Raw genomic sequence first — 23,321 nt, forward strand, 5'->3', positions numbered from 1 at the left:
GCCTACTTGGGGCTGGCGAAGGTCGGAGGCTCCGGGGCCTTCGGCGCCTTGGGGGCTTCGGGCACGGCCGGCGCGGCTTCCTGGGCGGACATGTGCTGCGGCAGGTCCGTGCGGATGCGGCTCTCCTGCAGCTCGATGTCCACCGACCGGGGCACGGGCACGTCCAGCAGCGCCTGCCACGCGCCGTTGGGCGTGGTGAACAGGAAGCTCACCGCCACGGCCTGCTCCGGTGGCAGGGGGATCTTCACCTGCTTCGTGCGGCTGGGGTAGATGACCACCGTCTGCAACACGGAGTCGTCCGGGCTGATGACCTTGGCCGCGACGTCCGCGTAGCCCTCCGTCATCGTCGTCTTCGACACCGTGCGGACCAGCATGTACAGCGGCCGGCCCTGGTTGGTGCCCGCGGGCGCCTTGACGTTCACCGTCAGGCTGGGCGCCGCGCAGCTGCCCACCACCACCGCCGTCACGAGTCCCGCCGCCAGCCTCACGACCCCGCCCTTCATGGCACCACCCCACGGAATGGCGCCCACGGCTCACCGCGCAGCCCGAAGCTGATCTCCAGCACCTTCTCGTTCGCCGCCAGGCCCCGGCCCGGCAGCACCCACACCACGTTCGACTGGTCCGTCATCGTGGCGGACTCCAGCAGCCGGAAGCAGTTCCACGAGGACTCGGACATCTCCATGGAGCGGTAGCGCTTGCCGTCGCGCGAGGGCGAGCGCAGCTCCACGCCGATGGACGACGGCTGCGGGCTCCACCAGCTCAGCGGGAAGTCCCCCCACGCCGGCCGCTGGTTGAACCCGAACGACGCCGCCCCGCCGCACTTCAGGTACGACAGCGTGACGAAGCTGTCCGGCGTGGGCGCCGAGGGCAGCGGCAGGGGCCGCACCTGCATCGCGATGGGCCGGGGCTTGCCCTCGTCGTCCCACAGCAAGCGCGACAGGCGGCCGGTCTGTCCCAGCGCCGTCAGCATGCGCGGCGGCAGGAGCAGCCGCGACTTCAAGGGCCAGCGCAGGGACCAGTCCGTCCCGCGCTCCTCCACCACTGGTGACAGCACCTGCGTGACGAACTGCCAGAAGGCCCCGTCCTTGCGCCGCAGGACCTCCAGCTCCACCGGATCCACTTCCTGCGACGCGCTGGGGTTGAACGGGTAGCGCTTGAGCAGCGGCTCCAGCGTGCGGCGGGACTGGTACGCCCACTGCTCCGCGAGGACGCGCTCCAGCTCCGTCCGGCCCCGGTTGCGCACGACGATGAAGGGCTGACGGAACGGCAGCCGGAACTCACCCACCAGGCCGTGCTGATCCAGCCACGCGTCCACCCGGCGCAGGTACGAGTCCTCCTCCTCCAGCAGCATGCTCAGCGCCACCCGGCCCACCGGCGACAGCATCTCCGCGAGCTGCGAACCCCCCGAGGACGCCGTCGCGCCCGCGGGCGCCGCGCCCTCCTTGGGGGCGGCGGGCTTCACCGGCGCGGGCTTCACGCCGGACAGCTCCTGCTGCAGCTGCGACACCAGCGTGGTGTAGGCCGACAGCTCCACGAGCGCGCCGCTCTTGTCCGGCGTCATCAGCTGCACCACCGGCTTGAAGGGCGCCACCGCGTCGCGCATCGGGGCGTAGTACTCGCTCTCCAGCGGGCCCACGCCGGCGCGGACCGCCACGTCGCGCAGCATGGCCTCCAGCGCGGAGGACGGCTGGAGCAGCGCGGACAGGTCGCTGGCCAGGGAGCCCCGGGGCGTGGTGCGGAAGCGGTAGCCGCGGTAGCTGGCGTAGAGGTCCTGTCCGTAGCGCTTCGCGAACGCCTGCACCTTGCCCTGCACGAAGGTCGCCCGCTCCACGGCCTCCTCGCGCGACAGCCGCGACTTGGCGAGCCGCTCGGTGAACTCATCCACCAGCGGGCTCAGCTGCGCGTCGAAGGCGGCCTTGCCCAGCACGCGGCCCACCACCGGGGCCTGCCCGCTGGTGAACTCGGTGTCGTCGTCCCCTGCCCCTTCGTTGGCGACCTCGGAGGTCGTCTCCCCGGTGCGCGGGTTGAAGACGTTGCCGTCGAACGGCGAGCGGCCCGTCTCCTTCAGCGCGCGCAGCACCTTGTCCAGCAGCTGCCGGGAGACGTCCACCGGGCGGAACTCGAAGTCGCGCTTGAGCACCTCCACCGAGTAGCGGGCGTCGCCGTCACTGGGGGCGAAGAGGCCGTCCGCGCGGGTCAGCAGCTCCGCGGGCGTCATCCGGGAGGCGGCGCGCAGGGCGGTGTCCGCCTCGTCCTCCATGCGCAGGATGGACTCCAGCGCCTGGCGGTTCTGGCGCATCCAGTCCAGCGACTCCAGCAGGCTGCCCACGCCCTTGAGCTGGCTGGCGTCCGGCTCCGCGTCCGAGGCGTTGATGAGGTCCATCACCTGCCGCGCGGAGCTGAAGGGCGCGCTCTGCTCCAGCGAGTCCCGCAGGTGCTCGCGGTCGGCGCGCAGGGCCTGCCACCGGACCAGGTCCAGCTCCTTGGCGGCCAGCACGTCCTGCAGCTGCATGAAGTGCTCGCGCCACGGGCCCAGCAGGCCGTCCAGCGTCAGCCACACGAAGGGCCAGCGCGTCCAGGGGACGTTCTCGTCGAAGGGCTTGTCACTGGCGATGACGTAGTTGGCGATCATCGGCTCCGCGAGCCCCATGGCGTCCAGCCAGTTGGGCTCGGAAGCCTCGCCTCCCAGGCTCATGCCGAAGGCCTCCGACGTCCACTTCAGCTGCTTCTTGTGCGTCCCGTGCACGCTGCGCAGCACGAACTGGCCCAGGTTCTCGTTGCGCGAGGCGTAGAGCACGCCCAGCGTGTAGAGCGCCTGCTCGGGCCGGCAGAGCGACTCCTGGTGGCAGCTCTCGTGCTCCGGCGTGGCGGCCAGGGGCATGGCGCGCGTGGCGCGGTTGCTGAAGCTGGGCGCCGGCTGACAGCCGGGGATCCGGCCCGGGCACCGCCGACACTGGTCCTGACACTTCTCCAGCATCGGCTTCAGGTAGGACATCCGGATGCTGCGAGCGAGCCGCGCGCGCAGCTCCTCCCACTCGTCCGTGAAGCTGTGCTCCAGGGGAGGCCAGTAGCGCGTGGCGCCCCAGAGGTCCTCCATGGCCCTCACCGCCTCGGTGGTCTGCGCCTCCACCACGGAGCCGGACACGCTCTGGTTGCGTTCCTCCAGCCGCTGCACCGTGACCTGGAACGCGTCCAGCTTGTCCTGCGCGCGCATCAGCAGCCGGTAGAAGTGGGCGTAGGCCAGGATGACCGGAAGGCACCCCACCGCGACGATGGCCGCGCACCGGCGCAGGTGCGTCCAGCGGTAGCGCGCGATGAGCTTGTCCACCGGCTGGTCCGCGTGCACCGCCAGGGCGCCCGCCGCGCGAGCGTCCTGCGCGGGCGACGACAGATACACGCGCTCGAGCTTCAGCGGGAACGCCAGCGACCCGCTCTCCACCAGCGTGGACACGAAGCGGCCCAGCACCGCGAACGCCTCGCCGCCGCGCGCGTAGAACGCCGCCAGCCGCTCGAAGGCGTCCGGCGCCAGCGACGTCAGGCCCAGCGCCAGGTACTTCTCCATGGGCTGGAGCGCGTGCGCCAGCTCCCCTTCCCTGCCGGGCGGGGGCACGGCCAGCTCCAGGGGCACGCCGTGCTTGCGCAGCAGCTGCGCGAAGTCCGCGTAGCCCTCCAGCTCATCCATGTGCGTGAGGGCCAGGCGCGTCTCCACCGACGCCTGGCACACCTCCGCCAGCAGGTTCACCTTGCCGCGCAGCAGCTGGGTGACGCGCTTCACCTCATCCGGGCTCGTCTCCAGCAGCCACTTCGCCTTCAGGACGATGACGACGCGGCCCACGTGCCGGCGGCCGAAGGTGGCCTTCCACAGCTTGCGCAGCGCGATGCGGGCGTGGCGCGAGTCGTCCTCCAGGACGGGCGCGGACACCTCCTGCACGACGACCTCGGGGCCCAGGAACATCTCGAGCAACGGGTCGTCGGTGTAGCTGGGCAGGAACTGGCGCTCCTGCCGCTTCCAGTCCACCTCCGTCTCGATGAGCTTCGACTTGCCGCTGCCCGCGGGCCCCAGCACCACCAGCGTGGGGAAGTCCCGCACGGACGCGCGGTAGCGCCACGGGAGCCGGCTCAGGAACGTCTTGCGGATGGCGAGCAGCTGCCCGGACGTGAGCGGCTTCTGGCTGCCCGCGCGCGCCGCCGGGTCGCGCCGCTTGCGCCACCAGACCGTCGCGCCCACGCCGATGGCGGTGAGCGCCACCACGACGCCCAGGACGAGCACCCAGTGGGCCTTCAGGGATGCGAGGATGGACTGGAGCGCGCCCACGGTCAGTCGCTTCCCCGTCCGCCCTGGCGCGCGGCGAGTTGAAGCGCCTCCAGCACGTCCTCGGCCTCTTCCAGCGCGGACGTCAGCTTCGCGCGCAGCTTCTCCTGCTCCTGGGGCGACGGCAGCATCCCGTCCCCGGGCGGATCCAGCACCGTCAGCCCCTCACGCACCGAATCCAGCAGCGGCTTCACGCCCTCGCTCAGCGCTCCCAGCTCCGCGCCCACCTGCCGCTCCAGCACGTCCAGAAGCGCCAGCGGCCTGGGCGGGGGCGCCGCGGGTGGGCGGCCGTCGCGTGTCGGGAAGGGCCTCAATTGGAGACCCACCAGAGCAGGACAGGCAGGCCCAGGACGATGAGGGCCGTCACGGCGTAGTAGTGCACCGGGAAGTCGTAGACGGTGGGCGCGCCCTGCTGCACCGCGGGCGTGGGCTGCGGCACGGTGGCGGGCTGCGGGATGCGGTCGGAGATGCGGTCCTTGACCTCGCGGATGCGCTCCGGCTGACCCACGAGGCGGCCGGTGAAGCCCGCGGCCAGGCAGAAGCGGATCATCTCGAAGACGATGGGTGGCGTGTCATTGCGGCGCAACTTCTCTTCCATGAAGTCGTAGAAGAGGTCTCCGCCGGAGTCGACCTGGAACAGGTTCTGCTGCAGGAGCGGCCAGAGCTGTTGCTCCGCGTCCGACAGCCGCCGGAGCACCCACTCATCCAGGAAGAAGACGAACGGGCGGATCAGGTCCTCCACTTCGTCCGGCCGCAGGTCCGCGCCGAACGTGGCGCGCAAGAGCTCCAGCTCCACCAGCAGCGCCTGCTCCAGGTGGCCCAGCGCCTCCTGCCCCACGCGGCTCTGCGGCCGGCGCGCACCCGGGGCGGGCTCGGCGGGCAGAGCCCGGTCGAGGAGCTGGCGCACGCGTCGCTGCGCGGCCAGAAGTGAGTTCCAATGCTCCAGTTTCATGCGCGTGGGTTGTTACGTCGGAAGCTGTAGCGGCCCCAATCCCGCCACCGAGGCTCGCAATTCCACTGATGCCTCATTGTTCCAAGCATCCAGCAGGTCTCGCAGCTGCTCAAGAAAGCAGACGACGACGGGCTCGAAGCTCAGGTCGAAGGGCTCCATCACGGCTTCGTACGCGTGGCGGATCCCCGAACCCTTCAGCGCGCTATCGGGCACCACGCTGAACTTCAGCTCCTTGAGCCAGGGGAGGACGCGGCGGAAGGGGCTCTCCGCGGGGGTCCCCAGATGACCGAGCAAGGCGACCACCTCGTCCCTGCCCAGGGTGGCCTTCGCCTTCCACGCGAGGAACTGCGTCAACGCCTCGACATCATCCCGTAGCACGCTGTCGCGGTGGGGCTGGAGGCCGCCCACCGTCTGCCACTTCAAGCCCTCGATGTGCCTGCCTGGGACGGACACCTCCACCCTGCCCGCCGCCTGCGCGGAGAACTGCGGCTGGTGCCACAGCGCCTCCAGCACGATCTTGCGCGGCGCGGTGAACGCCTCCGGCATGCGCACGATGAGGCTCTGCCGGGAGGTGAGCTTCTCGTCGAAGGTCTCGTCCACCTCGTAGCTGGGCCCCTTGCCGGGCAGGAAGGCCGGCCGGAGCGGAGACAGGCCCGCCTTGGTCATCTCGAAGACGCCCGTCACGGAGTGCAGGCTGAACTCGCGCCCCGCGCTCATGCTGAGAATGGGGTGCTCCGCGCGTGTGCCGTCCGCCACGACCACCTGTGCGGGCTCCGCCTTGAGGTTCACCACCGGGACGGTGAAGAGCTGGAAGAAGTCCGGGTGCAGCGACCGCCCCACCGTCCAGTCCTTGTCCAGGTCCAGGCAGAGGCAGAACTTCATCCACGAGCTGCCGCGCGGCGGCGGCACCTTCACGTGCACGAAGAGCTGCTGCTCCGGGAACTGGAAGAAGGCGCGCAGCCGCTGGAACGGGTGCGCGTAGACGGCGCTGTCGTCCGGCGCGGGGGGATCGCGGTTGAAGGACACCTCGCAGGGGCTGCCCACGGAGTGCTCGTCCGCGGACTCGTCGTACACCACGCTCACCTGCTTCAGGTGCTTGCGCAGCGCGTGGAACACCGCCAGCGACGAGCGGTAGTCGTCCAGGTGCCGCACGTGCAGGCTGAGCAGGTCGATGGGGTCCTTGCGCGCGAAGCGGGACTCGAAGCGGAGGATCAGCCGGTGGCCGCTGCGCACCTGCGGCACCACGTCCGTGCCCTTGAGGAAGATGGGCAGCACGCGCAGGTCGCGCTGGAGCCGGAAGGACCCCGCCACCCCTTCCGCGGGCGTCAGCCGCAGCTCCGTGCCCCGGGTGAGGAGCACCGGCTCCACCATCTTCTCCGTGGGCACGGCCTGCGCCATGGCGGCGGCGGGCACGGGCTCCAGGAGGAAGTCGAAGAAGCCCGCGAAGAGGCGGCGCCAGGTGGAGCGCAGGTTGTGGAGCGTGGCGTGCCGCGTCTGCACGGAGAAGAACGCCATCGCTTCGATGAGGCGCCGCACGTCCGGATCCTCGCGGTCCAGCGGCGCCGCCGGATGGCGCTCCTGGAAGCGCTGCCGGAAGCGCTCCAGCCCGTCCAGCTCCGACAAGAAATCGAGGTAGATCTTCTCCGAGAAATCCTTCACCGCCCGCTCTCCCGCCGTACGTCCGTGCCCATGTGCTTCAGCCCAACTTCACCAGCGCGCCGCCCACGCTGGTGATGGAGCCCTTCAGGTTGGCCATGCCGGAGCTCTCCAGGTCCAGCTTGCCGGAGCCGGACACCTTGGTCATCGCGCCGGACATCTCCGCCTGCGTCTTGCCCGCCAGCTTCAGCGTCACGCCATCCACCTTCGCCTCGCCGCCGGAGGTCACCATCTCCGCGCCCATGTTGCCCTTCATGGCCAGCTTGGACGTGGCCTCGATGTTCACGTTGGCGCTGGAGGACAGCTTCGCGTCGCTGGTGGCCGTCTGCGTGAGCTTCGCGCTCGTCTTGAGCGTCATGTCCTTGGTGCTCTCCACAGTGAGCGTGTCCTGGCTGGTCCACTTCGACACGCCCTTGGACTTCATCGTGAGGGTGTCCGTGTCGAACGTCAGGTCCTTCACCGTGACGACGATGCTGTCCTGCTTCTGGACGATGGTGCTCGTCTCCGAGGAGCCCTTCACCTTGATGGTGATGCTGGTGCCATCCATCACGATGGTCTGGGTGATTTGGTCATCCGCGTTGTCGACCTGGACGGTGATGCCCTTCTCCTTGTCCAGTTCGATCTTGCAAACCAGCGTGCCCATCAGACCTCCCGCCTCAAGCGGACTCTTCCTTCACCAGGATGAGCAGCGAGCCTTCCTTCAGTTCGATCTTCTCCGTGTCGCTGGCGTTCGTGCGCATGAGCCGGAACAGCGGCTTGTTGTCGTCATAGAAGTGCCGCATGGACGTGCCGTTCGTCGTGGTCTTGCCGACGAGCAGGTGCACGCCCTGCCCGTCCGAGGGCAGCCGCGCGCCCGCCCGCCAGTCCAGGTGGCGCTTGAGCCACGCGCGCAGGAAGTCCAGCGCCACCAGCACCCGCGCGCCCTTGTAGGCCGGGAAGTAGAAGTGCCCGGGCAACAGGTTCGCGTTGAAGGGCACCTGGACGATCTGGTTCGCGAAGAGCGGCAGCTTGACCTTGTAGCTGTCCAGCGAGGTGGCGTCGTCGGTGTACGCCTGCCAGGTCTCGTCCTTCTGCTCGCCCACCTCGCTGACGACGAGGCCCTCCACGAAGCGCGGGTACACCGGCGCCGTGAAGGGCGGCAGGTCCACGTGCGGCTCGTCCTTCTTCTCCAGCCGCGTGGTGAAGCTGAAGAGGTAGCGGCTGTCCGGCGAGGGCCGCCGCGCGCCCTCGTCCCCCTCCCCTGCCGGGTCGTCCGGGGGCAGCGGCTCCGCGCGCAGGCTCATCCGGCGCACCCGGAAGGTGTCCGTGGAGGGCACGCCCGCCGCCATCCACCCGGACGTGGAGGGCAGCTTCACCAGCGCGCCCGGCGCGAAGGCCACCGGCGGGAAGCGGTTCCAGTCCAGCTCCACCTCCAGGCCGCGCACCTTGAGGCGGGCGGTCTCCAGCGTCACGCGGGACTGGACGTCGTCCGCGATGTCCGTGCGCAGGAGCACGTCCTGGCGGACGCCGGTGACGGCCTGGGCGTTGGTGATGGCCTGGTTCTTGGGGCTCTCCGCGGCGGCGTTGAGGATGGCCACGTCGTGACGCGCCACCTCCGGGAACACCACCGTCACGCGGTCCACGTCCTCCGCGCGCAGGGGGAGCGGCGTGCCGGTGGCGTCCTTCGCCGCGCGCAGCTGGTAGCCCTGCGCGGTGTAGTCGTACGCCAGCACGCCGTTCTGCGTGTGCACGAACCAGACGACGAAGTCGTAGAAGCTGGCCCCGGACTCGGGTGACAGGCCCAGGAAGATGAGCGGGAGCGTGGCCCCGAGCTTCGCGTCCCAGTCATTGGCGAGCGAGATCTTGTCGCCCTTGTGCGCGTCCAGCACGTCCTGGAGCGTCTTCTGGGTGTAGAGCACGCACGGGTAGTGCTGGGTCCACAGGAGCCGCGCGGGGTCCACGAAGCGCACGGTGTAGTGCCGGTAGGTGATGCCCGCGCCCTTCGCCTGGGCGACGGTCTCCTCGCTCAGCGCCTTGTCCAGCCCCAGCCCCTTGACCTTCAGCGACGTGAAGGTGGGCTTCGTCGCCGTGTCGGAGTGCACGGCCTTCAGCTCCAGCGCCACCTCCACCAGGTCCGGCTTGAGGAAGTCCGCCAGCACCTTGTCCTGCTTCTGGCCGCCGTGCGCCGTCTCGTCGAGGACGCGGAACTCCACCCTCCCCTCGTGCCCCCAGCCGTGCAGGTCCAGCTCGAAGGCCAGGATGTCCGCCGGGGCGATGACGTGCGCCGTCCCGCCGAGCGTGAGCGTGAGCGACAGGTCCAGGCGCTCCGCGTGGGCCGCCATCAGACGTCCTCCGCCTGCACGCGCACCCGGCCGGTGGTGGCGTGGAACAGCAGGCGCAGGTGACACGGCTGTCCGTCGAAGGCGCCCCTGCAGTCGAAGTGCAGCCACAGCGAGCTGTCCCGGCCGCGCAGCTTCACCTCCGGGCCTACCAGCCGGGGCTCGTGCCGGGCCACCTCGTTCTGGATTTCGGCGGTGAGCGCCTCCACCAGCTCGCGCGTGCCCAGCTTCTCCGTGTACCCGCCCAGGCCGAAGTCGTGCATGAAGAAGCCGTAGCCCTTCTTCGTGTTGAGCACGGCCTCGATGTTGCGCATCACGTGTTCCAGGCTGTCGCGCACGTTGGGGCGTTGGGCGCGGGCCGCGAACTTGTCCAGGAAGGGTGCGCGCGCCATGGCGATCAGCTCCTCCGCCAGAACAGCGACGTCTGGGCGCCCCGCAGCGCGGGCGTCACGTAGAAGGCCACGCCGTCCTCGCGCAGCGCGTGCTGCCACTCCTCGCCGCTGCCCAGCAGGTACCAGTCGATCTCCGGCCCCAGCGCATGCGGGAAGGACGGATACGGCACGTGGGTGAAGGGCACGCCCTTCAAGGCCTGACGACGCACCAGCGGCAGCCGCGTGGGGCTGGCCAGCTTCACGCCGTCCAGCGGCGTGCGCTCCCCGGGCTGGGTGCGCTGGACCAGCAGGTACGCCTCGCTGGCGGAGCGGATCTCCGGGGGCAGCGGGGACAGGAGGAACTGGCCGTCCTTCACCTGGAAGGCCTTGTGCGTGGAGCGCGTGGCCTCTGGCTGGAAGCTGCGGGTGAGCAGGCGGATCCACCCGCCCAGGCCCTGGGCCAGGTCCTCGTGCTGGTACACCGGCATCTGCTCGTCCGGGAGCATCTCCAGGTAGCAGCACGCCTCGAAGTACAGCCGGCGCAGCCCGTCGAACAGGTGATACGGGTGCACGTACACCTGCCGGAACATGTCCCGGCGCAGCGCGATCAGCCGCTGGACTTCGAAGAGCGCCCGGCGCGCGTTGGTGAGCCGGTCCGTGCGCAGGTACGTGTCCGAGATGTGCGTGAGCAGCTGCTGGCGCACCTGATCCAACAGGTCATCCAGCGTGCCGAGCAGCTTCTCCAGGAAGGGGTTGGGCCCCACGAGCAGCAGCGCCGGCACCCAGTCCGGGGACGTGCGCCACGCGCCGTCCTCGTCCTGTGACACCGCGGCCAGGCCGAAGGACGCCACCGCCCCGTCCAGCACCGGCTCCGAGGACAGCTGCAGCTTGTTGAGCACGCGCTGGAGCACCGGCGGATCATCCGCGTACAGGCGGATGCCCTCCGCGCTGACGGTCTCCTTCAGCACGTGCAGGTAGATGATGAACTCCGACTTGCCGATGGCGTCCAGCGACAGCGGCGCGATGACCGCGTTGCCGGGCACGTCCAGCAGCTCCCCCGACTTGGTGACGACGGTGAGCGCGGAGATGGACAGGCTGCCGCCCAGCAGGAGCGACTCGTTCCACGCGAGGTTCGCGACCCCGTAGGACGGCAGGCCGGACAGCGTGGCGTGGAGGCGGATCTCCGCGTCCAGCGCGTCCTCCTGCGCGATGAAGTGCTCGGGGAGGAGCGTCTGTCCGACGTGCCAGCGGACCCGTGCCAGCTTGTACCGCTGCATGCGCCTTGCTTTCCTTCCGCCCGCCAGAAGGCCGGGAGCGAGTTTGCTCCCGGCCCGGGCGCGGGACGGAGACCGACGGCCGATGCTAGCTGGCCGTCTCGGTGACGCCCCACTTCTTGGCCAACTTCTTCGTCGAGGACGTGGCCAGGTTCAGCGACTGCTCGGTCGCCTGCGGCTTGACGCCGATCTGGAACGTGTAGTTCTTGGGCGACTGGACCTCGCGGGACTCGTTGTCCGCGACGGACATGTTCAGCTCGTCGCCGTTCTTCTCGAGCAGGCCCTTCATCTCCGCGTCGAGGAAGTTCGACTTGAAGTACTTCTTCCCGATGGGGTCGTACTCGTAGACGACGTACTTGAAGACGACCTCGATGTTGCTGAACTTGCCCAGCAGCATCTCCGCCACCTTCTGCTTGTTCGCCACCGACACCTGGCCGGAGAAGTACATGGCGTCCGTGACGCCCGTGTCCCAGAGGTAGTGGTTGAGGACGGCGACGACCTTGTCCGCGATGGCCGCGTCCGGGTTCTCAGGATCCTTGATGGTCTCCTGGTCCGCCGTCAGGGGCACGCCGCCGATGCTGATGGCGGTGATGTAGCCCACGGGGGTCTGCTTGTCCTTCTTGAAGTTGAAGCCCTGATACACGTCCAGGCTGCGCGAAAACTGGGGCATCTGTCACTCCAGGGTTGAGGGGCAGGCTCTCACCTGCCCCAAGTTGGGATGCGGCTATCCGAGCCGCGACTCGAGCATCAGCTCCACGTTGAGGCCTTCGAACTGGATGTGCGGCAGCACGGCCAGCTTGCAGTCGTACCAGCCGATCTCACCGGGGCGCGGGAACACCGTCACGCTGCTCGCCTTGAACGGGAAGCGGCGCACGGTGAGGTCGTCCGGGTTCGCCACGGTGGTGACGTAGTTGGACAGCCACGAGTCCAGCTGACGCTGGATGTAGTCCGCGTCCGCCGTGTTGCCGATGTTGTCGCGCATGATGCACTTCACGTAGTGCGCCAGCCGCGTGATGGAGAACGTGTAGGCCAGGTTGGTGACGAGCTGCGAGTTCTCCGAGTCCTTGGGGTCCTTGAACGTCTTGGCGACCTTGGCGGACTGGGTGCTGAAGAACGTCGCGTCGCTGGAGCTCTTCCGGTACACGAGCGGGATGAAGCCGGAGCGCGCGAACTCGTACTCGCGGTAGTCCGGGATGGCGATCTCCACCGGGGCCTTGATCTCGTCCTGGCCGCGCAGGGAGAAGGTGTCCACCGGGAGGCCGGTGATGAGGCCGCCGCCCTTGGGGCCGCGGATGGACTGGCACCAGCCGCTGATCTCGAACGCCTTCACCATGTTGCGCGCGAGCAGGATGGCGGAGTTGCCCCAGAGGTACTTGTCGGAGTCGCCGCGCGCCGTCTCGGTGAAGTTGAGGACGTCGCAGGGGTTCTTGTCCGGGTGCCAGGGCAGGCGCAGCACGTAGCGCGGGAAGGTCAGGCCCACATAGGCGGCCTCCTCCGTGTCGCGGAACGCGTTCCAGCGGCCGAAGCGCGGGTGCGCGAGCACGCCCTCCAGGTTCTTGATGGCCTCCATCTCCTCGATGGTCTCGCAGCCGAAGAACTTGTGGCTGACGGCGGAGATGAACGGGGCGTGCGCGGCGTTGGACAGCTTCGCCATGCGCTGCAGCCACGTGAGGTCCGCGGGCGTGGAGGAGAACTCGTAGAGGCCCACGAGCGCGCCGAAGGGACGGCCGCCGTACTGGTCGTACTCCTGGATGTAGACCTTGTCGAAGAGCGCTCCGGCGAAGATGTTGCTGGAGTTGTTCTCGAAGTCCTCCGCCAGCTCATCCTTCGCCACGTCCAGCACGTCGATGGCGATGTTGGCCTTGAAGTTGGTGTGGTTGACCAGGTCCTCCAGGCCGCGCCACGTGGACTCCAGCTTCTGGAAGGTCTCGTTGTGGAGGATCTCGTTCATCTGCGCGTCGATCATGCGGTCGATGCGGCTGATGACGTCCAGCACCTGGCCCTTGTCGAAGCGGGCGGTGTTGTCCGGGCCCTCCACCGGGGCGACGTTCTGGAGCAGCGCGGCGACGCTGGAGAGGAACCGGCTCTCCATCGTGACCTGCTGCTCGTCGACGACCGCACCGAAGTTGCTGAGGATCATCGGCTCGGACGCCTGGGGCGGATCGAGCCGGACACTGGTGAACAGGCGCTTCAGGTAGGTGGTCTCGGCCATGGCTGAGTCCTTTGAAGAAGTCGAAGGGTTGGGAAGGCGGATCAGGAAGCGGCCGGGGGCTTGGCCCCGGCGGCGACGGTGGCGGAGACGGCGGCCGTGGCGGCGGCGGCGCCCGTGGAGGGCTTGTTGGTCGCGGCGGCGGCGGGGGGGGGCGCGTCGGCCTTCGCGGTCTCACCGGACGGCAGGCGCATGCTCTCGTAGCCCTTCAGCTCGTTGAGCAGCTCCTTGAGGGCCTCCGGCTTGGAGAACAGCTCGTAGAGTTCGCGGCGCAGGTCCTTGCGGTTGTCGATGTTGGACTGCATCTCCACGAGGAGCGTCTTCAGCAGCAGCAGCGCCTTGAGCTTCGGCACGTGCTTGACGATCTCATCCGGGTGGAAGGACTTCATCCGGTCGATGGGGAGCGTGACGTCCAGCTCCGACTCCACGTCCGGGTTGATCCGGTTGGGCACCTGGAACTGGGTGGACATCTTCATGTCCTTCATCAGCTCATCCAGGTTGCGCCCGTCCACGGAGCGCAGGCGGCGCGTCTCCAGGTCCGTCTTGCGGTCTTCCGAGGAGCCCAGCGAGAAGTCGCCCAGCACCAGCAGCCGCAGCGGCAAGTTCACCGTCTCCTGCTCGCCGTTGATGGTGGTGCGGTACGTGAGGGTGATGCGGGATTTGGGAAGCTGGTCCTGAATGGCCACGGTGACTCCCTGACAGTCGCAGCGCGTGAGTCCCCCCGTCCTGCTGGAGCCGCCCCGGGAGTACGCCCTGCCGAGTGAACATTTACAGCCTAGGCGCGATCAGGAATACGCGTCAACCAAGCGACATCTCAGGCCTGGCGGGGTTCTGATGATCGCAACTGCGCGGTGTCCCCCGAGAACAAGAGGACCTCCTGGGTCTGCTCCGGTCCTCCTACCAAGGGTTCGTAACCCAGGTGGCTGCCGTCCTGGAGCCGGGCGTGGCTGGACTGATCACGCAGCGCCAGGATCACGGCGAGTGCGAGCGGCGTCTCCGCGAGGCTCGGGAGGATCCGGGCGTTGAAGCGTCGCCGGGCCTCCACGGCCCAGGGGATGCCGGCGCCGGAGTGCGGTTCGTTGAGGAACAGGCGCACCTCCACGCCGCCCGTGGGGACGGTGGCGAAGCCGCCCACGGCGCTGCCATCCCCGAGCGCGGCGGCGCCCAGGCGGATGCCCTTGGACTCGATGCGCTGGCGGCGCGTCTCGCGGCGCACCACCACCTCCGCCTCCGGGAACACCTTGGCGAAGAGCCAGTGCAGGCTGCTGGGGCACGCGAGCCGCAAGAGGCGCAGCCGGTGCGCGGTGGAGTGCTCCCAACCGGGGAGGAGGGACTCGTCGCGGTCCGGGAACTGCCCCGCGAAGCGCGTGCGCAGCAGCAGGTGGTCGAAGTAGCCCAGGAAGTCCGCCATCGCGTCGTGCTCCAGGCGGTCCATGGCCTGGAAGAGGAAGGATGGCAGCGGCGTCTGGACGCCGAGCAGGCCCAGGTTGACGGTGATGACCACGCGCTTGCGCGGCTGACGGGTGAACTCGATGGCGTGCACCAGGTGCTGCTGGTGCACGGTGCTGCGGTGGCTGCGGAACTCGACCTCCGCTTCGCCGTAGCCTTCCTTGGCGAGCAGATCCAGGAGCGCCGGCACGTCGAAGTGGCGGATGCGCTCGCTGATGCGCTCCTCGACGGTGAGCTTGCGGCCCGGCTGTTCGCGGTCGAAGTCCATGCGGGGCTATTCGTCGAATTCGGAGGCTTCGCCCCGGGCGGGGCGCTGCTGGGAGACGAGGAAGGCGTCCAGGTCCACGCGGTAGAGCTGATCCAGCGCGCGGAAGCCCAGCGTCTCCGTGTTGTGAAGCATGGGCTCGATGGCGTCCGCGTTCTGGGCGAGGCCGTTGAAGAACCCGGAGAAGAGCTGGGGCAGATAGACGCGCGGATCAAACCGCTCCACGGTGGCGAGCACGTCCACGGCGATGACGCTCGCCTTGGTGAAGTCCGCGCGCTCCACCAGCGCCTCGAAGGCGGACAGCTTGCGCACGAGCTGGGCGAGCGCGGGTGACATGGGGACGCTCGGCCCCGAGTCCCGGGACTCGGCGTGGGCGGCCTTCCTGCCCTTCGCGGGGCGGGCCTCCTCTTCCTCCCCGTCGTCCTTGTCCTCGTCGTCGTCATCCTCCGGCGCGGCGGCGAGCGCCGGGGCGGGCCGGGCCTCTTCCGGCGGGGGGAGGAACGGCACGCCCTGGGCATGGGAGCGCAGCGCGCCGAGCAGCGTGCGCATGGCGTCCATGCACGCGCTCTTCTGGAGCACGGCGAGGGCGGCGATGAGGGGGTCGCCCATCGCCAGGGCTTCCTCCAGGGGCTCGCGGTTGCCGGGCGCGCACCAGGCCTGCCACTGCGCGTCCTTGAGGCGCGTGTGGTGCTCCAGGGTCTTGCCCATCATCTTGAGCAGCCAGCGCAGGCCGGTGTCCGCGAAGACGGCCTTCTTCTCCGCGGGGCCGAAGAAGTCCCAGTTCTCCGTGAGGGTGCGCGACAGGGAGCGGAACAGGGTGGGCAGCGCCTTCATGCCGTCCGCGAAGAAGTGGCCGAAGAGGTACGGCCCCAGCAGGCGCACGTCGCGCACGCCCTCGCGCAGGAGCACTTCGGACGCGCGGGCCGCGTCCGGGTAGGTGCCGCGGGCGACGAGGCCGGTGATGGCCTCCAGGCGCGGATCCGGTCCCTCGGATTCGTCGAGCGGCACGGGGGCGCTCGTGAGCGCCGCGTCGAGCAGCGTGAAGTCAACGGCTTCGACCGCCAGGGCCGCGTTACCCATCGATGGCCACCATCTGCCCAGGGGAGACGACCTGGATGACCCCGCCGTAGCTGCACATGCACTTCGAGTTGCTCTCCAGGGCCGGCATGTTGCCGATGAGCACCTTGGGGCACCCGGGCACCCAGGGCGCCGCGGTGGCGGGGATGCAGGGCATGGGGGTGAGGACGCCCAGCGCCGCCGCGGTGGCCGCCGCCACCATGGGGTTGGACGGCGTGTTGCACATGCCGAAGGGCAGCACGTTCACGAACGGCTTGCTGTCCATGATGTTCGCCGCGGGCGTGGTGGCCATCACCTTGTTCACGGGGAGGACCATCAGCGACGAGGGGGCTGCCCCGAAGCTGCACTGGAGCATCGCTCCCATCACGACCTGGACACCCATGTGCCGCTCCTTTTTCACCGCGCTGGCGACGGGCCATCATCTCCCGAAGCGCCAGCGCTTTCCAACAAGCGTCCCCGCAGGGCGGTGAGCGCCTGGAACATCGGATCCGTCGCCTTGCGGTGCAGCGCGCCGGTCAGGTACTGCGTGGCGCACCACGCGTCGTCGACCGCGCCCTTCTTGCGGTGGGGGAAGAGCGGAAAGAACTCGATGCGGTCTGGCAGGAAATCCCCGTCCAGGAGCATTTCGATGCGCCGGCGGATCTCCTGCTCGCCGGACGAGGGAGCAGGCTCGGCGCCGGTGAAGGCCAGGAGGATGAAGCGGGAGTGGCTGGCCAGCCCACCGGTGGACACCGGCACCACGCTGGTGCCCACGAGGAAGGGCAGTCCCTCCAGCGCGGCGGTGACCTCCTTCGCGGGGTAGGCGCGGCCATCGTGCCGGAAGCCCAGCGTGCCCCCGTAGTGGTAGCGCTGGCGGATCCGCGCGAGCACGACGTGACCTGGGGGGCGCCCCTTGTCCGGCAGCAGCGTGAAGACGCCCACGTCCGTGGGAGCCCCCTGCCCGCTCTGGTTGGCATCCTTCAGCGCCCAGGCGCGGCCCGGGACGGGGATGACGTCCGTGTGCACGTCCGCGTGGGGATCCGCCACCCCGCGCGACGACACGAGCACCGCGCCACCGGCCGCCGCGTCGATGAGGACGTTGGACGAGGGCACGGACTGGAGGCCGCACTGCTTCACCCACGTCCTCCACGCCTGGGCGTCGTAGGGCTCCTCGGGGTCGCGGAACCAGTGCTGCACGTTGCGCAGCGAGCCGGTGCGTTGGCGCAGGAAGACGTCGCGCAGGCGCGGGGTCACCCCCAGCGCGCGCAGCGGCTGTTCCATCAGCAGCGCCGGGTTCTGCGTCAGGTCCGCCAGCTCCAGGTGCAGGTACGTGGCGCCGCGCAGCAGCGTGGCGAAGAAGAGGGCCGGCAGGTGCTGGAGCACCGGGAAGTCCGGCGCGGCGAGGATGTCCCCCGGCCCCAGGCCAAAGGTGAGCATCCCGTCGCCGAGCGCGCCCTTCCACGCGTTCTCCGCGGTGAGGGGCACGGGCGTGTGCGGCGGATCCACCAGCGGAGAGAAGAGGAGCCCCACCGCGTCCGTGGGCTTGTACGTGTGCGACATGAAGCCGGGCGCTCCCCCACCCCGGCTCTTGAGCAGGCGCTTCTCGTGCCCCTTGAGGATGGGCAGCTGGTGGGGCTCCGCGGCGATGAAGTCCGGCTCCAAGGCCTCCAGCCGGGTGGCCATGGCGCGCGGCCCGGTGGGCGGCAGGAGCGTGAAGCAGCCGCCCAGCTTCAGCGTGGCCAGGAGCGACACGAGCAGCTCCTGCCCCACGCCGTGGACCAGACACACCTTCGCGCCTGGGGCCACGCCCTGCTCCGTCCACTCGCTGGCGCGGCGCGCGGAGAGGTCGTGCAGGGCGCGAAAGCCCACGGTCTGCCAGCCCTGGATGCGGGCGTACGCGCGGAACGCGGGGCGCTCCAGGGCGACGTGGCGCACGACCAGGTCGTGGAAGAAGTCGTACTGCTGGCCCGGGCGGCTCTTGGGTGGCGGAACGCCCCGGCCCGCGTGGGCCTCCGCGAGCGCGGCGGCGAAGCCTTCTGGATCCGCCCAGCTCTCCTGCCACCACGGCGGCGCGCCGGCTTCGGGAGAAAAGCCTGCTTCCAACTGCCGGAGGATGTCCTTCACGTCGAAAGGCATGGGTGTCTAGCGGGAGGGAAAGTCGAAGCCGACCTTCACCATGAAGCGGACCTTGGAGCGCACGTTGCTCTCCGGGGCGTAGGTGCCGACGGTCCCCTGCGGCCGCGACTCGCCCCGCCGTTGCGGCTGTTGCGGCGCGCGCTCGATGGAGGTGGGCACGACGGCGCGCACCAACGGGTGGTGGGACTGGAGCGGCGGCACGTGCATGTCCACGTCGCGGCCGAAGAGCCAGGCGCCACAGCGCCAGAGGACATCGTGCCGCCGGGTGAGCAGCGTCCAGAAGCGGTCGCGCGTCTCCGTGGCCTCGAAGAGGAGGGGCGAGTTCGAGCTGTCCCGACCCTCGCCGGGGGCCGCCAGCAGGGCCCGCAGCTGCTCCGCGACGCGCTCCACCTCGTTCACGTCCTCGGGTGTCACCGGGGAGCGTCCGGCGAGCTTCGCCTCGTGCTCGCGGAACAGCGCCACGAGGCCCAGGCAGTCCCCCACCACGTCGCGGTGGCCCTCCCCGTGGCTCGCGGCGACGTCGGCCGCGGTGAGGAAGGACGCCTCCGCGAGCGCCTCCGCCGTCTTGAGCAGCTTGCGGCGCAGGTGCTGGGCGCGCTCGAACAGGCTTCCAAAGGAGCTGGCCCGCATGTCGCGCTGCACGCGCAACGCGGCGAAGGCCAGCGCCTGCGCGAGCAGCGGGAGCGCTCTCAGCTCGTCGAGCTTCACGCCCGGGAGCGTGGCGATGTCCGCTTCGCGGGCCAGCACGCTGTCCACGCCGCGCTTCGTGTTGTGGAACGCGAGCGCGATGTTGCAGCGGCACTCGTCCACGGGGCCATCGAGTGCTCGGGCCGCGGAGAGGAACACGTCATAGCCGGGCTCGGAGCCAAGGGCTTCCAGCTCGGCGATGTCGTCGGGCCCCAATCCCGCTGTCGCGTGTGGCGCCCCGCCCTGGCCTCCAGCCATGCCGGTCAGGATAGCGGGCACCCCTGGGTGTCACAACCTACTGCCCTGCCCTGCTCCCTGGTGGATCCGTCCGGTCGTCCGACGTGAGACAGACCGGGGCGCACGCCGCGTCTCATTCCTGTGTTTCAGAGGATGTGTCAGGTGGTGGCTGAACCGTGGAACCTGGAAGGTATGTCGTCAGACGAGGATGAGGTCTTCCTCGTCGCCTTCCAGGGTGGCGCCCGCGGCGTCCAGGACATGCTGGGTGCGACGCAGGCGCTGGTCGCTGAGGTCGGCGACGAGCATCAGGACCTGCGGGTGGCTGGAGATGAGCGAGTCGAAGTCCTCGCGCGGCAGGCGCAGCAACGTGGTGTGCCGGGCGGCCGCGACCGTGGCCGTGGCGGGCGTCTTCTGGAGCAGGGAGATCTCTCCGAAGAGCTCGCCCTCCTTCAGGCGCGACAGCACGTGCCCGCCCTTGTGGACCTCCACCTCGCCGGAGAGGACGACGTAGAGGCCGTCGGTGGGATCGCCTTCCCGGATGATGACGTCTCCGCGTGAGACATCTCGCGCCCGGAAGCGCTCCACGAGGCCGCGCCGGTCCTTGCGGTTGAAGGGGCGGAACAGCGCGGAGCTGCTCATCACGTTGGCGAGCAGGCGCTCGCGGCAGAACTTCTTGAGGGCCTTCGCCACGGGCGGGTGGCTGCGCGACAACGTCGCGAGCACCGAGGCGGAGATCTCCAGCACCTGGGTGTCGTCGGACGCGGACTCCACGGACGCGGCGCGCGGGGCGCCGGACAGCAGCGCCATCTCTCCGAAGAAGGCGCCACCTTCGAGCGTGGCCAGGTCCTGCTGGCGGCCGTCCTCCTCTCGGAAGACGCGCACGCGTCCCTCGCAGATGACGTAGAAGGCGTGGCCGTGACTGCCCTGCGCGAGGATGCGCTCGCCGGGGCCGAACCGGCGCAGCGGACAGCGTTCAAAGAGCTGGATGAACGCGTCGCGTGGCAGGTCGGAGAAGAGCGGGATGGCGGGCAGCGTGTCCCAGGTGCCTGGGGTGGGCTCCGCCTCCTCGGTCAGCTCGAGGACCTGCTCGTCCGCCTCGGGCGCGTGGTCCGCGAGTCCCCGCTGGGCCGCGAGCTCCACCGCGTGCAGCAGGGAGTCCGCTTCGATCTCCAGCTCCGTGAAGCTGGAGACGCGCAGGGACGCGCGCCAGGGCTCCGGGGCTCCGGAGGTCGTGGGCACCACGGAGGCACCGGCCGCGGTGGCGGTGCTTGGGGGCTTGGGCGGCGCTTCGGTGGTCGCTGACGCGGTGGAGGCAACCGCCGCGGGTGCGTCCGTACGGCGCGGGCGCAGGCCCGGGGGCGCGGCCTGGGCGGGGGCCTTGGGCTCAGATGGATCAGTGTCCGCGATGGGCGGCGCCAGGGCCTTCCATCGTCCGCTGGGGGTCCGGACCTGGGGAAGCTCGGGCATCGAGGCGAGGGGCGGCGGCGCCACGCGGGTGGACAGACCCGGTGGAGTGGCTTCGGTCGGGGCTGCGGTGGGCCTCGCCTCGCTGGGGCTCGCGAAGGCTTCGGGCGCACGTCGGGCGTCGGCGGTCGGACGTGGGCTCGTGGGCGGAGGGGTTGCCTGCGGGGATGCGCTGACTGGCGCGTGGTCCGCGCCCCGCGCTGTGTTCGCGCCCGGAGCCTCGGGGGCATCCTGCCGGGGGGCGACCTCCACCTCGACGGAGATGACCACTTCACCGTCATCCGCGACGGCCGCTGTCGGCATGGTCAGCTCTGGAGGGAGCGAATCCGACAGGTCGACGGGCGCCCCTTCCGCCTCGAGAGGTTCGGGGCGCTTCACCTTCGGGTCCCCGCCCTCCGCGTCTGGCGGCGAGGGAGGGACTTCTCTGTGGGTGACGAGGCTCGTGGGGGCGCGCGGGGCCGTGGCGTCACCGGGCTTCGCCCTGGCCGTGGCGGGCGTGCCCCTTCGCGCATAGAGATCCGCGAGCATCTGCTGCACACCCTGGTGCGCTGGATCCAGCTCGAGGATCAGCTTGCTCGCGGCGATGGCGCGCGGCAGGAATCCTTCCCGCGCGAAACCCTCCGCGGCGGAGTGGTAGGCGGAGACCGCTCGGTCGCGCTGTCCGGCCTTGGCCCACGCGTCGCCCATGCGCAGGCGGCTCTGGTGATCCTTTGGCTCCGCCTGGCAGTAGTCCGCGTACAGCTCGGCGGCCTTGGCGAAACGGCCCTTGCTGAAGGCCTCCGTCGCCTTGTCCTTGAGCGCTCGGGACTCCATTCACTGCGCCCCGCCGGCCGCCGTGCCTTCCTTCGTCAGGTTCGCGCCCGCGGCGACGCGGACCTCGCGGAAGTAGTCGCCCTTGAGCGCGTCCAGCGGCTCCGCCTCCGCGCCCGAGTTCATCTTGCGCAGCGCCGTGGCCGCCGCGGCGCGGATCTCCGGCAGGTCGTGGAACAGGTCCCGCCCGACCACCTCCGCCGACTTCGCGTCGCCAATGGCGCCCAGCGCCAGCAGCACGTCGCGCCGGGCCACGCTGTTGGAGTCATCCAGCGCCTTGAGCAGCGTGGGCACCGCGTCCTTCGCCCCCATCCTGCCCAACAGCTGCGCCGCGAGCGCCGCCTCCGCCCCACCCTCCTTCACCACGCCCTGCAACGCCTCGGACGCCGACGCGGGCGGCGCCCCGACGCGGGACAGCGCATCCAGGACCACCAGCTTCTCGCCGCCCATCTTCGGCAGCGAGGCCACCAGCGCGAGCTGACCGCTCTCGCCCTGCTCCGCGAGTGCCAGCGCCAGCGTCTTCTGGAGCTCACGGTCGGGCTCCAGCAGCGCCGTCCGGGCGATCTCCACGCCCTCCGGCCCCAGGTACGCGAGCCCCACCAGCGCCGCCGCGCGCAGCACCGGGCTCGCGTCATCCGAGTAGCCCTTGAGGATCTCCAGCGCGCCGGGCGCCTTGAGCGCGCCCAGTCCGGTCAGGAGCGTGGCCAGCGGCTGCAACTTCGCGGGCTCCACGTCGTCGCTCAGCTCCGAGGGCACGCGCGGTGGCACCACCACCCGCCCGGCCTCCTTCGCGCGGGCCGCGTTCAGCGCCTGGAGCCGCTCGAAGAGCTGCGCGTGCTTGGTGGAGCGGGCGTCGTCCTTCCCCTTCGCCGCCGCGGCATTCGGGGCCGATGGATCCAACGCGGTGCCGTACTTCTGGGGCAGCGCCTGCGGTATCCAGTCCGCGCGCAGCGCCGTGAGCCCGGCGACCTCCTGCTCGTAGAGCTTCTGGAGCGCGGGCGCGACGGACGCATCGCCCACGTGGGTCACGGCTTCGACCGCGAGCGTGCGCAGCGCGACGTCCGGCTGGTTGAGCCACGGCGTCACCTTGGGGAGCAGCGCCTGCGCCGCCGGTCCCAGCCCGGTGACGGCCTGGAGCCCCGACGCCGCGGTGGCCGGCCGCGCGAGCCGTTCCGCGATGGGCTCCGCCGGGCAGCCGCCCCGCGCGCGCATCGCACGTCCGGCATCCAGGGCCTCGTCGCGCGCGCCATCCAGCGCGATGGCGCACAGCGCGGCGTCGGTGGCGGGCGTGCGCGGGAAGGTCAGGATGGCGTCGGTGGCCAGCGGGCTCACCGAGCTCTTCTCCACCGCGACCGCCTGGAGCTTCGTGGCGGCCGTCGGGTCCTGCAGCTTCATCAGCGCGCCGATGGCCGACTCGCGCAGCTCCGGGAAGCTCTCGTCGAGGAGCAGCGCGATGGGGGCCACCGCGCGCGTGTCACCCGCATCCCCCAGTCCGCGCACGGCGGCGGCGGCGAGGATGACCTGGCTGTCGCGCACCATGGGCAGCAGCCGGTTGACGGCCTCGACCCGGCCGCTCTTGCCCAGCTCCTCCGCGGCCCCCACGCGTTCGGGGAGCGCGCCTTCCGTGAGGGCGAGGAGGTTCCTCTCCCAGAGGCCCTTGGACTCGGCCGCGACGACGGAGGCCATGGCGCCGGGGACGTTCGTGCTCTTGAGGGCCTGGACGATGACCTTGCGCGTGGCGCGGCCCCGCCGTCCGTACTGGAGCGTGAGGTACGCCTTGGCCTTGTCGTTCTTCACCTTGGCGAGCGCCAGGGCGGCCTGCCCTTGCACGGCCTCGTCCGAGTCCTCGAGCAGTTCGCCGAGCAGGTCCACCACGCGCGGGTCCTGGCTTTCGCCGAGCGCGCTGGCGGCCTCGCCCCGGACGATGGCGGAGAGGTCCTTCGCCGCGCGGGTGAAGAGGACCAGGTCGTCCGCGTTGTTCTGCGAGGCCAGCTTCTTCACGGCCGCGGCGCGGATCTCCGGGCGGGGGTCCTGGATCTCCGCGAGGAGCTGATCCCGGTTGCCGTTGCACCCGACGAGGAGGGTCAGGGCGAGGAAGAGGGGTCGCACGCGGATTCGCATCGTT

At 70.2% G+C, this 23,321-nt stretch carries 19 protein-coding genes; all 19 read right to left on the reverse strand.

Features of this window, described 5'->3' with window-relative positions:
* Nucleotides 1–2: 2 nt before the first annotated feature.
* The gene (locus FOF48_RS21645; protein ID WP_143904643.1) at nucleotides 3–503 is read right to left on the reverse strand and encodes a type VI secretion lipoprotein TssJ; all 501 of its coding nucleotides are present in this window, start codon (nucleotides 501–503) and stop codon (nucleotides 3–5) included.
* Nucleotides 500–4,315, reverse strand: a complete 3,816-nt coding sequence (locus FOF48_RS21650) for a type VI secretion IcmF C-terminal domain-containing protein (RefSeq protein WP_143904644.1) — start codon at nucleotides 4,313–4,315, stop codon at nucleotides 500–502. The genes FOF48_RS21645 and FOF48_RS21650 overlap by 4 nt, the downstream gene beginning before the upstream one ends.
* Nucleotides 4,316–4,317: 2 nt before the next feature.
* Nucleotides 4,318–4,626: a hypothetical protein gene (locus FOF48_RS21655; protein ID WP_235685720.1), complete on the reverse strand. Its 309-nt coding sequence runs from the start codon at nucleotides 4,624–4,626 to the stop codon at nucleotides 4,318–4,320.
* Nucleotides 4,623–5,264 (reverse strand): DotU family type IV/VI secretion system protein, encoded by a 642-nt coding sequence (locus FOF48_RS21660; protein WP_143904645.1) that lies wholly within the window; start codon nucleotides 5,262–5,264, stop codon nucleotides 4,623–4,625. The genes FOF48_RS21655 and FOF48_RS21660 overlap by 4 nt, the downstream gene beginning before the upstream one ends.
* Before the next feature lie 12 nt (nucleotides 5,265–5,276).
* Complete coding sequence (locus FOF48_RS21665) at nucleotides 5,277–6,923, reverse strand: type VI secretion system baseplate subunit TssF (RefSeq protein ID WP_143904646.1); 1,647 nt, start codon at nucleotides 6,921–6,923, stop codon at nucleotides 5,277–5,279.
* A 37-nt stretch (nucleotides 6,924–6,960) separates the two neighbouring features.
* Nucleotides 6,961–7,563 (reverse strand): hypothetical protein, encoded by a 603-nt coding sequence (locus FOF48_RS21670; RefSeq protein WP_143904647.1) that lies wholly within the window; start codon nucleotides 7,561–7,563, stop codon nucleotides 6,961–6,963.
* A gap of 13 nt (nucleotides 7,564–7,576) precedes the next feature.
* Nucleotides 7,577–9,241: a hypothetical protein gene (locus tag FOF48_RS21675; RefSeq protein ID WP_143904648.1), complete on the reverse strand. Its 1,665-nt coding sequence runs from the start codon at nucleotides 9,239–9,241 to the stop codon at nucleotides 7,577–7,579.
* Nucleotides 9,241–9,630, reverse strand: coding sequence for a GPW/gp25 family protein (locus tag FOF48_RS21680; protein WP_143904649.1), 390 nt, complete (start codon nucleotides 9,628–9,630; stop codon nucleotides 9,241–9,243). Before FOF48_RS21680 ends, FOF48_RS21675 begins: the two co-directional genes overlap by 1 nt.
* 5 nt (nucleotides 9,631–9,635) lie before the next feature.
* Nucleotides 9,636–10,886, reverse strand: coding sequence for a type VI secretion system baseplate subunit TssK (tssK, locus tag FOF48_RS21685; protein WP_143904650.1), 1,251 nt, complete (start codon nucleotides 10,884–10,886; stop codon nucleotides 9,636–9,638).
* A gap of 85 nt (nucleotides 10,887–10,971) precedes the next feature.
* Nucleotides 10,972–11,553, reverse strand: a complete 582-nt coding sequence (locus FOF48_RS21690; RefSeq protein WP_143904651.1) for a hypothetical protein — start codon at nucleotides 11,551–11,553, stop codon at nucleotides 10,972–10,974.
* Between the two features lie 54 nt (nucleotides 11,554–11,607).
* Nucleotides 11,608–13,095: a type VI secretion system contractile sheath large subunit gene (tssC, locus tag FOF48_RS21695; protein ID WP_143904652.1), complete on the reverse strand. Its 1,488-nt coding sequence runs from the start codon at nucleotides 13,093–13,095 to the stop codon at nucleotides 11,608–11,610.
* A gap of 41 nt (nucleotides 13,096–13,136) precedes the next feature.
* Nucleotides 13,137–13,778 carry a type VI secretion system contractile sheath small subunit gene (gene tssB, locus FOF48_RS21700; protein WP_143904653.1) on the reverse strand — a complete coding sequence of 214 codons (642 nt, stop codon included), beginning with the start codon at nucleotides 13,776–13,778 and terminating at the stop codon, nucleotides 13,137–13,139.
* 128 nt (nucleotides 13,779–13,906) lie between these two features.
* Nucleotides 13,907–14,809 carry a type VI secretion system baseplate subunit TssG gene (locus FOF48_RS21705; protein ID WP_143904654.1) on the reverse strand — a complete coding sequence of 301 codons (903 nt, stop codon included), beginning with the start codon at nucleotides 14,807–14,809 and terminating at the stop codon, nucleotides 13,907–13,909.
* A 6-nt stretch (nucleotides 14,810–14,815) separates the two neighbouring features.
* Nucleotides 14,816–15,886 (reverse strand): type VI secretion system protein IglI family protein, encoded by a 1,071-nt coding sequence (locus tag FOF48_RS21710; RefSeq protein ID WP_143904655.1) that lies wholly within the window; start codon nucleotides 15,884–15,886, stop codon nucleotides 14,816–14,818.
* Nucleotides 15,879–16,265 (reverse strand): DUF4280 domain-containing protein, encoded by a 387-nt coding sequence (locus FOF48_RS21715; RefSeq protein ID WP_143904656.1) that lies wholly within the window; start codon nucleotides 16,263–16,265, stop codon nucleotides 15,879–15,881. The genes FOF48_RS21710 and FOF48_RS21715 overlap by 8 nt, the downstream gene beginning before the upstream one ends.
* A 14-nt stretch (nucleotides 16,266–16,279) precedes the next feature.
* Complete coding sequence (locus FOF48_RS21720) at nucleotides 16,280–17,998, reverse strand: AMP-binding protein (protein ID WP_143904657.1); 1,719 nt, start codon at nucleotides 17,996–17,998, stop codon at nucleotides 16,280–16,282.
* 6 nt (nucleotides 17,999–18,004) lie between these two features.
* Nucleotides 18,005–18,964, reverse strand: a complete 960-nt coding sequence (locus FOF48_RS21725; protein WP_143904658.1) for a hypothetical protein — start codon at nucleotides 18,962–18,964, stop codon at nucleotides 18,005–18,007.
* A 156-nt stretch (nucleotides 18,965–19,120) separates the two neighbouring features.
* Nucleotides 19,121–21,199 (reverse strand): cyclic nucleotide-binding domain-containing protein, encoded by a 2,079-nt coding sequence (locus FOF48_RS21730; protein ID WP_143904659.1) that lies wholly within the window; start codon nucleotides 21,197–21,199, stop codon nucleotides 19,121–19,123.
* Nucleotides 21,200–23,317: a HEAT repeat domain-containing protein gene (locus FOF48_RS37775; protein ID WP_143904660.1), complete on the reverse strand. Its 2,118-nt coding sequence runs from the start codon at nucleotides 23,315–23,317 to the stop codon at nucleotides 21,200–21,202.
* Between the last annotated feature and the right edge of the window lie 4 nt (nucleotides 23,318–23,321).

Source organism: Corallococcus sp. Z5C101001, from assembly GCF_007352635.1.
Taxonomy (GTDB): domain Bacteria; phylum Myxococcota; class Myxococcia; order Myxococcales; family Myxococcaceae; genus Corallococcus; species Corallococcus silvisoli.

What these genes read in the sequence shown, in the direction of transcription:
- FOF48_RS21645 (WP_143904643.1), bottom strand. Translation starts at nt 503, where the DNA reads ATGAAGGGCGGGGTCGTGAGGCTGGCGGCGGGACTCGTGACGGCGGTG.
- FOF48_RS21660 (WP_143904645.1), bottom strand. Translation starts at nt 5,264, where the DNA reads ATGAAACTGGAGCATTGGAACTCACTTCTGGCCGCGCAGCGACGCGTG.
- FOF48_RS21670 (WP_143904647.1), bottom strand. Translation starts at nt 7,563, where the DNA reads ATGGGCACGCTGGTTTGCAAGATCGAACTGGACAAGGAGAAGGGCATC.
- FOF48_RS21675 (WP_143904648.1), bottom strand. Translation starts at nt 9,241, where the DNA reads ATGGCGGCCCACGCGGAGCGCCTGGACCTGTCGCTCACGCTCACGCTC.
- FOF48_RS21680 (WP_143904649.1), bottom strand. Translation starts at nt 9,630, where the DNA reads ATGGCGCGCGCACCCTTCCTGGACAAGTTCGCGGCCCGCGCCCAACGC.
- tssK (WP_143904650.1), bottom strand. Translation starts at nt 10,886, where the DNA reads ATGCAGCGGTACAAGCTGGCACGGGTCCGCTGGCACGTCGGACAGACG.
- FOF48_RS21690 (WP_143904651.1), bottom strand. Translation starts at nt 11,553, where the DNA reads ATGCCCCAGTTTTCGCGCAGCCTGGACGTGTATCAGGGCTTCAACTTC.
- tssC (WP_143904652.1), bottom strand. Translation starts at nt 13,095, where the DNA reads ATGGCCGAGACCACCTACCTGAAGCGCCTGTTCACCAGTGTCCGGCTC.
- FOF48_RS21705 (WP_143904654.1), bottom strand. Translation starts at nt 14,809, where the DNA reads ATGGACTTCGACCGCGAACAGCCGGGCCGCAAGCTCACCGTCGAGGAG.
- FOF48_RS21710 (WP_143904655.1), bottom strand. Translation starts at nt 15,886, where the DNA reads ATGGGTAACGCGGCCCTGGCGGTCGAAGCCGTTGACTTCACGCTGCTC.
- FOF48_RS21715 (WP_143904656.1), bottom strand. Translation starts at nt 16,265, where the DNA reads ATGGGTGTCCAGGTCGTGATGGGAGCGATGCTCCAGTGCAGCTTCGGG.
- FOF48_RS21720 (WP_143904657.1), bottom strand. Translation starts at nt 17,998, where the DNA reads ATGCCTTTCGACGTGAAGGACATCCTCCGGCAGTTGGAAGCAGGCTTT.
- FOF48_RS21730 (WP_143904659.1), bottom strand. Translation starts at nt 21,199, where the DNA reads ATGGAGTCCCGAGCGCTCAAGGACAAGGCGACGGAGGCCTTCAGCAAG.
- FOF48_RS37775 (WP_143904660.1), bottom strand. Translation starts at nt 23,317, where the DNA reads ATGCGAATCCGCGTGCGACCCCTCTTCCTCGCCCTGACCCTCCTCGTC.